We start from the raw sequence: 10,915 nt of genomic DNA, 5'->3' as shown, positions 1-10,915 counted from the left end.
TGAGCGGCCCCGGAACCACAACCCAGGAGCCGCTCACCTATGGCTATTGACAACCAGACCTACATATCAGAGGTGGCTGCGCTCGGGGACCAACGCCCGCGCGGCCAGGAGGGTAGTCTGGACGATCGCCTTCCGGCGCCGCTCGGCCCTGCTTGGACCCTTGCTCCCGGCCATGAGGCCATCCAGCTCGGGCAGTACAGGCCAGGCGTCACACAACGCAATGATGGTGAGCATCAGATCGGCCGCATCTTCCCTGGAAGTGCCCGGCATGGCCCGGATGACACCATCAACCTTGTTTCTGCAGTTCGCGGCCCGGTCCGGACGGTTCACCACATAGTCGCCCCGCTCCAAACCCTCCCAAAACAGCAACCTCGGAAGGGTGGCATCTTGGTGATGATGGTCGAACAAGCGTCCGGCATAGTCGGCCAAGGCTTCGGGACCAGCGCCCTCGATGCGGACCTCGTCCACCACCTTGCTGAGTTGGGACGCGATCACGGCGTCGAAGAGAAGGTCCTTCTTGCCGAAGTACTGATAGATGCGCTCCTTGTTGACTCCAGCTGCGGCTGCGATGCGGTCTACCCTGGCGCCAGCGAGTCCGAATTGGCAAAACTCGGCGGTGGCCGCCTCAAGAAGGAGTCGCTTGGTCCGCTCGGTATCCCATGCCATGCGCCCATCTTAACAGATTCCAACCAAGTAGTTGCAGTTTTCGGGAGTGGCGTCTAGTCTGAACTCACCCGGAAAACAACTAGTTAGTTGGAGAATTTCATGAGCACCCACTCCCCAGTTACCGCACCCGCGGACAGCGCCGCGCCTGCGCCCGTTTCCGCGCCCGCGCCTTCCGTTCACGTGCATTCCGTGCACGTTCCTTCTGTGCACGTGCGCGCAGTCATCACCTGGCTGGCCATCTTCCCCCTCGTGGCGATCGGCCTGACGATCCTTGGTCCGCTCACCGAATCCTGGCACCCGGCGCTGCGCGCCCTCGTCCTGACTCTTGTGGTGGTTCCTACGGCCGTCTACTTGGCTGTTCCCAAGCTGCTCGCTGGCTACGGTTCCCTGAAGAGGCGGCAGGCAAGGAAGGCCGCCGCCAAGGCCTAGCCTGTGTCAGGCATCACCCGGCGATCAAGCCGCCACGCGCTAAACTTGTCACGTTATGAACCGCACAATGTTTAAGTCCAAGATCCACCGCGCCACGGTGACCCATGCCGACCTACACTATGTAGGTTCCGTGACGGTCGACCTGGATCTGCTGGATGCTGCGGACATTCTGCCCGGCGAGCTCGTCTCGATTGTTGACGTCACCAACGGGGCGCGCCTGGAGACGTACACCATCGCCGGCGAGCGCGGATCCGGCGTCATCGGCATCAACGGTGCCGCAGCGCACCTGGTGCACGTGGGCGACGTCGTCATCCTCATCACCTATGCGGAGATGACCACCGAAGAGGCCAAGGCCTACCAGCCCAGGGTTGTCCATGTGGACAGGTCCAACAAGATCGTCCAGCTCGGCAGCGACCCCGCCGAGGGCCTCACTCCGGGCCTTATGCGCCCGCCTCACGCCCTCAACAACGCCGACCTGAACTAGACTCCCTAGCCCCGCCGGACCCCTCCGTGACGCCGTCCACATGGCGGAACATTCCGCCGTCGGGCCTCACGGCCGAATAAAGCTGATTTAGGCTGGGACTGTGAACCCACGCCGCCCCGCGCAAATCCCCCTCCGGATGCCGTAGTGCTGGGCGTCCTTTCCGGGTTCTTCGTGGTGTGGGCCATCATCCTGGTGGGCATGTTCGTCGGCAAGCGCGGGATCCTGGGCAACAATGCGCGTTCAGTCCTCAGCGGACTGACTTTCTTCGTCGCGAGCCCTGCGCTCCTCTTTGAAACCTTGGGCAAGGCCCATCTTCACGAAATCTTCGCTGCTCCGCTCCTGGTCACAGCCGTGGGGGCCGTAGCCACGGGCACCCTGTTCTTCGTCATTGTGAAGTTCTGGCTCAAACGTTCCCTGCCAGAATCGCTCATGTCATCCATGAGCGCTTCGTTGGCCAACTCCGCGAACCTCGGCATCCCCATCGCAGTGTTCGTTCTGGGCGACGCCAGCTACGTTGCACCGCTGCTGATCTTCCAGCTAGCGTTCTTCACGCCCATGTACCTGATGGCGCTCGATGCCAGCACCAGTAGCCACCGCACCACTCCCCTACGATTCGTCTTGATGATCGTGCGGAACCCGATAATCGTGGGATCGGCCCTCGGCTTGGTGGTGGCCGGGACCGGCTGGCAAGTGCCCTCACTCATCATGGAGCCGATCCATCTGATCGGCGGCGCTGCCATTCCCGCGATGCTGATGGCGTTCGGCATGAGCTTGAACGGCTCTCCTCCCTTGCAAAAGGACACGGGCCGCCGCCTGGACACCCTGCTGGCCAGCGGCTTCAAGCTGTTCGTCCACCCCTTGATGGCCTACCTGTTTGCCCGCTTCGCGTTGGGTTTGGAGGGACACGCCTTGTTCGCGGTGGTGGTCACTTCGGCACTGCCCACGGCGCAGAACGTCTTCGTCGCCGCGAGCCGCTACAACACCGGAATCACCGTTGCCAAGGACACCGTCCTGATCACCACGGTGGTGGCGGTCCCGGCAATGATCGCGGTGGCCCTGCTGCTTGCCTAGACCCAACTGACTCGCACTAGATGTCGTTTTGAGCGCTGAAAACGACATTAAAATGCGAGATAGTTGGGCGGGGAGTTGGTTGGTGGGGCGAGGCCTACTCCTCGTCCACCGAGTCGAGGTACCTGTCCAGGAGCTGCGCGCAGCGGATGAAACCCAAGTGCGAGTACGCCTGCGGGTGGTTGCCCAGATGGGTCTCCGTGCCGGGGTCGAATTCCTCGGGAAGCAAACCCGTAGGCCCGAACAGCGCCACGAGCTGGTTGAACAACTCCAGCGCATCGTCCAGGCGGCCCACGGCAAGATACGCCTCAATCAGCCAAGTGGTGCAGATGTGGAACCCGCCCTCCAAACCCGGCAGGCCGTCGTCGTACCTGTACCGGAACACGGTGGGGCCCACCCGAAGTTCCCGCTCGACGGCGGTGACGGTGTCCAGGAAGCGCTGGTCGCGGACATCCAGGAGGCCCGAGAGTCCGATGTGCAGCACAGCCGCGTCGAGGTCCGGGCTGTCGTAGGCCACGGTGTAGGAACTGGCCGAATCGTCCCAGCCTTCGTGGAGGACCTCGGAGCGAATGATGTTGGCCGTTTCCTCCCACGCGGCTCCAATAGGGCGACGGAACAGGACCGCCGTCTGCATGGCCCGGTCCAGCGTCACCCAGCACATCACCTTGGTGTAGATATGGTGCCTCGGTGCACGCCGGGCTTCCCAGATGCCGTGGTCGGGTTCGTGCCAGCGGGCCAGGACGGCCGAGGCCATCTGCTCCATGAGTTTCCAGTGCTCGTCCGGCAGGGTGCCGCGACGTTTGCTGAGCCCGCGGATGAGCTCGGCGATCGGTCCGAAAACGTCCAGCTGCACCTGGTGGTCCGCCGCGTTCCCGATCCGCACGGGCCGTGAGCCAGCGTAACCGGGCAGGCTTTCGATGATGGCCTCCGTGGACAGCGGGGAGCCGGTCACGGAGTACAGGGGGTGCAGCCATTCTGGCCCGGGCGCGTTGTCGAGGATGCGGCCCAGCCAGCGGAGGAAACCGTCCGCTTCCTCGGTGGAACCGAGATCCACCAGCGCGTTGACTGTCATGGAACCGTCGCGGAGCCAGCAGTAACGGTAGTCCCAGTTGCGGGTACCACCGATCCCTTCCGGCAGCGACGTGGTTGGCGCCGCGAGGACTGCCCCTGTGGGTTCGTGCACCAAGGCCTTCAGGACCAACGCCGAGCGGCGCACCAACGACGGTTTCATGTCGGGCAGCTCAAGCCCGCGGACCCACTGCCGCGATTGATGCGCGACGGCGGCCCGCCGGGCGAGCTCTCCGGTGGGGTCCGGCGTCGTCGGCTCAGTGTCTCCGCACCTGAGGTTCATGACTACGGGACCGTACGCGAGGCTGACTTCCGCGGTGGCGGTGCCGTGCTTGCCGTCGCTCGTGACGGTGAAGGAGATCCCGGGAGCGAAGAGGATGATGGGGTCCGAGGTGCCCACAACGTGCAACTCTTCGCCGCGGATTTCCATGTTGAACGGGGCGTTAGCGTAGTCCGGGCGTGGTGCGAAAACAATCCGGGCGCTGCCTGTTCCGGACAGGACACGGACCAGGCTGGTGATGCCGTCCGGTGCGGGTTCAAGGTAGTCGGTGACTGTGACGTCGGCCCAGCGCGTCTCCACGATCATGGTGTTGTCCACATAGCGCTGGCCCAGAACCTTCGAGGTCTTGACCGGTTCCACGCTGAAGTGGCCGGCGGGATCGCCACCGAGGATGTGGGCAAACAAGGAGCCTGAATCCGGGAGTGGATGGCTCATCCAACAAATCTTGGCCTCCGGGGTGAGCAAAGCCGTCGAGGTCCCGTTGCCGATCATCGAATGCCGCTCCAGCCCCACTGCGTCCTCGCCGAACAGCCACGCCCGGCGGAGTTCGAACAGGATGGCGAGTACCTTGGCGAAGGATTCCGGGTCCGGCAGTCGGTGGCGCGCCGACGTTTCTCCGTCTCCCACGTGCAGCCCAAGATCCGGGCCCCGCAGGGTGGCGATGGCGAGTTCATCGCTGTCCGCGTCGCCCGCAAACAGGGCCGCGCTGGCCCCCAACTGTGTTCGCAGATGCTCCAGCGCGGCGTCCTTGGCGGGCTCCACGATGGAGAGGTCCAGCACTGACCCGTCCACAATGAAGAACAGGCCCAATTCCCGGGCGATCTGGTGCGCCTCGCGCGTCACCCGTGCGACGACGGCAGGCGTCGCCGGCCTTGTGTGGATCGCGACGGCCACGGGCTTGCGTTCGATGCTGATGCCCGTCTCGAAGCCGATGGATTCATTGAGGGCGGCGGCTGCCTGCTGAAGGAGGGCTTCTGTGGCCATGGAGATGCTGTACGCGTAGGTCATGTCGAACTCAGCGCCGTGCGAACCCACCAGGTGAACCTCTGCGGGGAGCCTGGAAACAGCGGCCAAGTCCCGGAGCGATCTGCCGGAGATAACGGCCGTGTGCGTGTTCGGCAGTGCGGCCAGTGCCCGGAGCGCGACGGCGGCACTCCCCAGCGGGAGCGTTTCCGTGGATACGCCTTCCGCAGCGCAGAGGGTTCCGCCGTAGTTGCAAGCCACCAGGAGTCCCGGAGTTCGGGCGAGCATCCTCAGCTCGGCGAGGAGTTCCGGGGTGATGCCGTCGTGGGCGGCCTCGGACTGGGCGAAAGTCCGCAGGAGGCCAAGCGGAAGCGATTTTGTCAGCAGCGCCGAATCGGCCACGGACTGGTTGAGCGGAGTAGCCATGGGGACAATCCTTCCGGGGTGGATTCGTCCAGTTTCCGCCCGCGGAGTTTCGCCTCCATGACCCGCGTATTGCGGGGGTGTAACGAGTTTGCTTTACCAGGGGTGCGTCACGCCAGGCATTCTTTTGGTCCGGCGCAGCGGTGCGTTCCGCGCAATTCCGCGGTAGGCCGCCGTCGGGCGCTTCAAAAGTCTGCTTGGCGTGACGCGAGCCGGGCGTCAGCTACACCCGGGTCAGCCCCACGGCTTCCGCTACCAGCTCCACGGACCGCAGGCGCTGCTCCGTGCCAGTGCTCTGGTGGGCCACGATCAGTTCGTCGGCGTCGGCGTGGCGGGCAAACTCATCGAGGTAATCGCGCACCACCTCCGGTGTGCCGACTGCCGAGTACTTCACCATTTGGGCGATGTGCTGGCCTTGCGCCGAGTCGAGGATCAGGTCCGCTTCGGCGTCGGTGAACTCGCGGCCACCGCCCAGGAAACGGGAGACGCGGTCCCGCTTGACCTCAAGGAACAGCCGTTGGGCCTCGGCTGCCGAATCCGCAGCCACCACGTTCACTCCCGCGATCACGTGCGGCTCCTGCAGTTGCTCAGACGGCTTGAACTCGCGGCGGTAAATGGCGACGGCGTCCTGCAGCGCGTTGGGCGCGAAGTGCGAGGCGAAGGCGTAGGGCAGGCCGAGCTGCGCGGCGAGGTGCGCCCCGAACAGGGAGGAACCGAGGATGTAGAGCGGCACATTGGTGCCCTTGCCGGGCGTCGCTTCGACCCCTTGAATGCGCGTAGGTCCCGTGAGGTAGCCCTGCAACTCCAACACGTCCTGCGGGAATGTGTCCGCGGCCATGGGATCGCGGCGGAGTGCACGCATTGTGTTCTGGTCACTGCCGGGCGCCCGTCCGAGGCCGAGGTCGATGCGGCCCGGGTGCAGCGTCTCAAGCGTGCCGAACTGCTCGGCGACGGTGAGCGGCGAGTGGTTCGGCAGCATGACCCCGCCGGAGCCTAGCCGGATGGTGCTCGTGTTGGCCGCGATATGGGCAATCAGCACGCTCGTGGCCGAGGAAGCGATCGAGCCCATGTTGTGGTGCTCGGCGTACCAAATCCGCCGGTAGCCGAGCCGCTCGGCCAGTTGCGCCATGGCGACGCTCCCGGCGAAACTCTCCGCCGCCGTCTGGCCTTTGCCAATAATTGCCAGGTCGAGGATGGAGAGGGGAACAGTCACGTTATGCCGGCCTTTCGAAGGTGGTTTCGTTCAAGGGGCCGGTTTCCCGGCCACCCTTGCGACAACGACGGCGGCGCCCGGGTTATTTCTCTCGCTTGCGTGGGTTCCGTCTCAGCTCGTGAAGATACCCTTGCCGGTCTCCATGTCGATGGGTAGGGAAGAGTGCTCGTGCGCGATCTTCCAGGTGCCATTCTTCTTCTCAAGGCAAATGGTGAAGCGGTTGGTCATCGCCCGCAGCCGTTCGCCGCCCGCCGCGATACCAGCGAAGGTGACGGCCGCATGCCCGAAAGCTACGTCCTCCCCCGCGACGGACTGCACATCGTTGAATTCGACCTGCACGCGCTCGTCGCCAAGTGAGGAGAACCATTCGCCCGCCATCGATCGCCAGGCATCGATTCCCGTGTATTGCCATTGCCCCCAGGAATCGTAGATGTGGACGTTGTCGTCGTAGAGCGCGGTGAATGCGTCGACGTCCTTCGCATGGACGGCGGCGGCGTAGGAATCCAGTGCCTGTGTAACCGGGGTTTGCTCGTTGCTCACGAAAAATCTCCTCAAGTGTCGGCGGTTGTGTGTGGGAAGCCTACACCGTGCCCGAGTGTGACCTCTCGGGACCTCGAATGAACGTGGGTTAACCCCTGTATCCAAGCGTTTCAAACCGCTTTGACCCGCCTTGGACCCTGCCGGATAGTTGCTGCCACAAGCACACCATCCGGCATTTTCGAAGGGGACTCCATGGCTATTTCACGCCTCAAAACAGGCACCGCATTGGCACTCGCCGTGACCACGACTCGGCCTCGCCGCATGCTCGGACCCGGGCGCCTCAGCGGCGTCAGCGCCGTCGTCGTCTCCCACCGCCAGCGTGGCCGGCAAGACCTTCAACCTATCACCGGATCAGAACCGCTTCGCTGTAACCAAGGACGACGCCGCTGCGGCGCTCGTCCCGGAGGCCATCAAGGCTGACGGCAAACTCACCGTGGTGACCACAGGCGGCACCGCTCCGCTGAGCCTCTTCGCGACGGACAACAAGACCCTCATCGGCAACGAAGTCGATCTCGCCTACGCGGTCGGAGAAACCCTGGGCCTGAAGGTTGAAGTCCTTCCCGTAGCTTGGGCCGATTGGCCGTTGGGTGTTGAATCGGGCAAGTACGAGGCCGTCCTCTCCAACGTCACGGTCACAGAGGCGCGAAAGGAGAAATTCGACTTCGCCACCTATCGCACGGACCTCCTGGGCTTCTACGCCAAGAGCGACTCCACCATCGGTGAGATCAAGGAAGCCAAGGACGTGGCGGGCAAGCGCATCATCGTGGGCTCGGGCACCAACCAAGAGGCGATCCTGTTGCGCTGGGACGCCGAGAACAAGAAGAACGGGCTGAAGCCGGTTGAGTTCCAGTACTACGACGACGACTCCGCTTCCACGCTCGCCGTGCAATCCGGCCGCGCGGACCTGACGTTCGGCCCGAACGCTGGAGCTGCCTACAAGGCCGCAAAGGACGGCAAGACCAAGCAGGTGGGAACAGTCAACGGCGGCTGGCCTCTGAAGGCGGACATTGCGTTCACCACCAAGAAGGGCAACGGTCTTGCCGTTGCAGCCCAGGCAGCCCTCAACAAACTGATCCAAAACGGCACGTACGGGAAGATCTTGGACCGTTGGGGGTTGTCTTCAGAGGGTATTGCGAAGTCGGAACTGAACCCGCCGGGCCTTCCGAAGAGCTAAGTATCCATGCTCGGCGGTGTAGGTTTCGTAATAGCCTGCACCGTCGAGCAAAAGGACCTCCCATGGCCCAGCGCCTTGCCATCCTTGACGACTACCAACGAGTCGCCCACGACTACGCCCCGTGGAACGATCTCGTAGCCGATGGAGTCGAGGTCACAGTCTTCACCGAACCGTTTGCCAGCGGCCAGATGCCGCGCGGGCAAAACATCGAGGCACCCCTCTGTGACTTCGACATCATTATTGCCATGCGGGAACGCACGGTCTTCGACGCCGAACGCCTCCAGCAACTGCCTAATCTCAAGCTCCTGGTCACCACCGGGATGGCCAACGCAGCCATCGACCTGCGCGCAGCCGAGGAGCAGGGCATCACTGTCTGTGGAACCGGTGGGTCGCCCGATGCGGCGGCCGAACTAACGTGGGCCCTGCTTCTGGCTTTCGCACGCAGCGTGCCATTCGAAGACCGCCGGCTGCGCGGCGGCAAATGGCAATCCACCGTCGGTTTCGAGCTGTCCGGGAAGACCTTGGGGATACTGGGACTGGGCCGGATCGGGAGAAAGGTGGCCGGTTACGCGAAGGCGTTCGGGATGGACGTCATTGCTTGGAGTCCGAACCTCACCGAAGAGACTGCCGCCGCGGCTGGCGCCAGGAAGGTGAGCAAAGAGGCACTGTTCCGGGAGGCCGACGTCGTCTCCCTGCACGTGCGGTTATCGGAACGGTCCCGGGGCATCGTCGGGGAGGACGAACTGCGCCTCCTTGGCCCCGACAGCGTTCTGGTGAACACAGCCCGCGGGCCAATCGTGGACGAGGATGCCCTCCTTCGAGGCCTCAACGAGGGGTGGCTCGGCGGAGCGGCCTTGGACGTGTACGACGTCGAACCCCTGCCGGCCGGACACCCCCTGCTCACGGCCCCGCGCACCGTGCTGACGCCGCATCTGGGTTACGTCACCTCGCAAAGCTATGCCCGTTTCTATGGCGAGGCCTTCGAGGACGTCCGCGCGTGGGTGCGGGGGAATCCGATGCGGGTGCTTACTTCTTGATTCGGGGACGCCGATTGGGGTTGAGATTGGGGTTGAATAGTCCAGTGCCTGCCGAATTCTCGCTCCGTCCCGCCCTGCCCACCGATGCCGACTGGATCGCCGAACTGCGCGCCGTCGTCATGCGTCCGGATTTGGAGCGGCTTGGCCGTTGGGATCCGGTCCGCGTCAGGGAGCGGTTCTTGAATGCGTTCCAGCCGGAACACACCTTCGTCATTGCCGTGGAAGGGCAAGCAGCCGGTGTCATCGCTGTCCGCCCGGAACCCGAAGCACTGTGGATCGAACACTTCTACATCGCTCCTGGATTCCAGGGGCAAGGGCTTGGGGCCGGCGTGCTCCAGTGGGTCATGGGCGAGTCCAAGGACCACCGGCCGTTCCGGCTTAACGTGCTCCAAGGCAGCCCGGCCCGACGCCTCTACGAACGCCACGGCTTTGTCCTGGAAACGCAGGATCCGGTAGACATTTTCATGGTCGCAGCCTGATTTGTAGCGAAGACGTCGATACTGAAACGATCGCTGAGCCATCCGCCCTCCCGAGTCGCCGACGCAATGCCACCCCCGTTCAACTGCGAGCAGCAGCCGTAGCGGTCAATAGTTGCTTTGTTGTTCTGCAAACTGGGCAATTACAGCCTCATCCGGCTTGTGGAACGTTCGCTAGTCCGAGCGAACGTCGACCCAGCGCGCGGGCTGTCCAGCCTCCGGCACGAGCTCCATCGCGGGGTCTGCGATCGTCCAGTAGGACAAGTTCAGTGTCGCTGACCAGTCTGACCGGTATGAGCGGGCAGCCGCGAAAGCCGGGCGGTCGGCAATAGGGAGTTCGACGCCGGTCTCTTCCGCAAGTTCGCGAATTGCGCCCTCGCGCGGCGTCTCGCCCGATTCCACTCGTCCGCCAGGAGGTACGAGGCCGCGCCAGCGATGACTGTTAACCGATCCGCGTCCTACTCAGTGACATCGCGGTGCGCCGGGCGTGTTCCAAGCGCGCGCAGAAGCCCTCCGGCACTTGAACTGGCAATTCATTGATCGAGAACCAGCGGACGTCCTCGCTTTCATCACTCACGGCGATCTCCACATCTGGGTCTGCGGCCGCGGCAAACCCCACATCCCAGTGGGCTGTACATGAGAATCCGCCATGCAGATCGTGTCGGTCAAGATCCACGATCGCTGGAGAAAGCAGGACAAGGTCATCAATTCCGGACTCCTCGCGAGCCTCCCTTTGTGCAGCTTCCGCCACCGACGCGTCCTTCGACTCGATGTGACCGCCGAACTGCACCCAGAACTGCCCCTTGCGATGGAAACACAGGAGAACACAATCGAATTCAGGCGAAAACACGAAGCAGGACCCCGTGACATGCTCCGGCCCACCATTTCGACGCAACGCGGCATCCCCCGCCAAGTTCAGGAACCGCAGATACGCGTCTCGCGATCCCGATTCAGGAAGTGCGCTGAGGCTGGCGAGCAGATTGGCAAGGGGCATCCTGCCATCTTGCCGCACGGGGCAACGAAGAACTCAATGCCACGAGGAGTGGTGTGATTCGTAGCGATAAATGTCACCCGTGGTGCCCGTTAGCCGATCC

The 10,915-nt window shown here is 63.7% G+C and carries 10 protein-coding genes and 2 pseudogenes; 6 read left to right on the top strand and 6 right to left on the bottom strand.

Annotation, left to right across the window (positions count from 1 at the left end):
• Positions 1–66 precede the first annotated feature (66 nt).
• Positions 67–666: a TetR/AcrR family transcriptional regulator gene (locus OOZ51_RS19520; RefSeq protein ID WP_265981427.1), complete on the bottom strand. Its 600-nt coding sequence runs from the start codon at positions 664–666 to the stop codon at positions 67–69.
• Positions 667–765: 99 nt separating this feature from the next.
• On the opposite strand from OOZ51_RS19520, the gene OOZ51_RS19515 reads away from it, so the two are divergent.
• The 3 genes from OOZ51_RS19515 to OOZ51_RS19505 all read left to right on the top strand — a co-directional run bounded on the left by OOZ51_RS19515 (position 766) and on the right by OOZ51_RS19505 (position 2,650).
• A complete protein-coding gene (locus OOZ51_RS19515) occupies positions 766–1,095 on the top strand; it encodes a putative antibiotic biosynthesis monooxygenase (RefSeq protein WP_265981426.1) in 330 nt (109 codons plus the stop codon).
• 55 nt (positions 1,096–1,150) lie between these two features.
• Positions 1,151–1,579, top strand: a complete 429-nt coding sequence (gene panD / locus OOZ51_RS19510; RefSeq protein ID WP_265981425.1) for an aspartate 1-decarboxylase — start codon at positions 1,151–1,153, stop codon at positions 1,577–1,579.
• Between the two features lie 144 nt (positions 1,580–1,723).
• Positions 1,724–2,650, top strand: a complete 927-nt coding sequence (locus OOZ51_RS19505) for an AEC family transporter (RefSeq protein WP_265981424.1) — start codon at positions 1,724–1,726, stop codon at positions 2,648–2,650.
• A 94-nt stretch (positions 2,651–2,744) separates the two neighbouring features.
• On the opposite strand, the gene OOZ51_RS19500 is transcribed toward OOZ51_RS19505, so the two are convergent.
• The 3 genes from OOZ51_RS19500 to OOZ51_RS19490 form a co-directional block, all read right to left on the bottom strand.
• Positions 2,745–5,384: a trehalase-like domain-containing protein gene (locus tag OOZ51_RS19500; RefSeq protein ID WP_265981422.1), complete on the bottom strand. Its 2,640-nt coding sequence runs from the start codon at positions 5,382–5,384 to the stop codon at positions 2,745–2,747.
• A 220-nt stretch (positions 5,385–5,604) separates the two neighbouring features.
• On the bottom strand, positions 5,605–6,594 hold the full coding sequence (locus OOZ51_RS19495; RefSeq protein ID WP_265981421.1) for an LLM class flavin-dependent oxidoreductase: 990 nt from the start codon (positions 6,592–6,594) through the stop codon (positions 5,605–5,607).
• A gap of 111 nt (positions 6,595–6,705) precedes the next feature.
• Positions 6,706–7,134 carry a YybH family protein gene (locus tag OOZ51_RS19490; RefSeq protein ID WP_265981420.1) on the bottom strand — a complete coding sequence of 143 codons (429 nt, stop codon included), beginning with the start codon at positions 7,132–7,134 and terminating at the stop codon, positions 6,706–6,708.
• 192 nt (positions 7,135–7,326) lie between these two features.
• On the opposite strand from OOZ51_RS19490, the pseudogene OOZ51_RS19485 reads away from it, so the two are divergent.
• The 3 genes and pseudogenes from OOZ51_RS19485 to OOZ51_RS19475 all read left to right on the top strand — a co-directional run bounded on the left by OOZ51_RS19485 (position 7,327) and on the right by OOZ51_RS19475 (position 9,824).
• Positions 7,327–8,308 (top strand): annotated as a pseudogene (locus OOZ51_RS19485) (ABC transporter substrate-binding protein).
• Positions 8,309–8,370: 62 nt separating this feature from the next.
• Positions 8,371–9,345 carry a D-2-hydroxyacid dehydrogenase family protein gene (locus OOZ51_RS19480; RefSeq protein WP_265981419.1) on the top strand — a complete coding sequence of 325 codons (975 nt, stop codon included), beginning with the start codon at positions 8,371–8,373 and terminating at the stop codon, positions 9,343–9,345.
• Between the two features lie 44 nt (positions 9,346–9,389).
• A complete protein-coding gene (locus OOZ51_RS19475; protein ID WP_265981418.1) occupies positions 9,390–9,824 on the top strand; it encodes a GNAT family N-acetyltransferase in 435 nt (144 codons plus the stop codon).
• A 171-nt stretch (positions 9,825–9,995) separates the two neighbouring features.
• Here the strand turns inward: OOZ51_RS19475 and OOZ51_RS19470 are convergent.
• Together OOZ51_RS19470 and OOZ51_RS19465 are read right to left on the bottom strand one after the other, a co-directional pair.
• Positions 9,996–10,244, bottom strand: a pseudogene (locus OOZ51_RS19470) (NUDIX domain-containing protein); the annotation flags it as partial.
• Between the two features lie 19 nt (positions 10,245–10,263).
• On the bottom strand, positions 10,264–10,815 hold the full coding sequence (locus tag OOZ51_RS19465) for an NUDIX hydrolase (RefSeq protein WP_265981417.1): 552 nt from the start codon (positions 10,813–10,815) through the stop codon (positions 10,264–10,266).
• Positions 10,816–10,915 lie beyond the last annotated feature (100 nt).

Origin of the sequence: Arthrobacter rhizophilus (assembly GCF_026241105.1) — a bacterium.
Lineage (GTDB): Bacteria > Actinomycetota > Actinomycetes > Actinomycetales > Micrococcaceae > Arthrobacter.
Note: the sequence above shows the minus strand (reverse complement) of the source record. Positions and strands in the feature narration are given on the sequence as shown.

Excerpts from the sequence above, each read along its gene's own strand:
- OOZ51_RS19520 (WP_265981427.1), bottom strand. The coding sequence starts at position 666 with ATGGCATGGGATACCGAGCGGACCAAGCGACTCCTTCTTGAGGCGGCC.
- OOZ51_RS19515 (WP_265981426.1), top strand. The coding sequence starts at position 766 with ATGAGCACCCACTCCCCAGTTACCGCACCCGCGGACAGCGCCGCGCCT.
- panD (WP_265981425.1), top strand. The coding sequence starts at position 1,151 with ATGAACCGCACAATGTTTAAGTCCAAGATCCACCGCGCCACGGTGACC.
- OOZ51_RS19500 (WP_265981422.1), bottom strand. The coding sequence starts at position 5,384 with ATGGCTACTCCGCTCAACCAGTCCGTGGCCGATTCGGCGCTGCTGACA.
- OOZ51_RS19480 (WP_265981419.1), top strand. The coding sequence starts at position 8,371 with ATGGCCCAGCGCCTTGCCATCCTTGACGACTACCAACGAGTCGCCCAC.
- OOZ51_RS19465 (WP_265981417.1), bottom strand. The coding sequence starts at position 10,815 with ATGCCCCTTGCCAATCTGCTCGCCAGCCTCAGCGCACTTCCTGAATCG.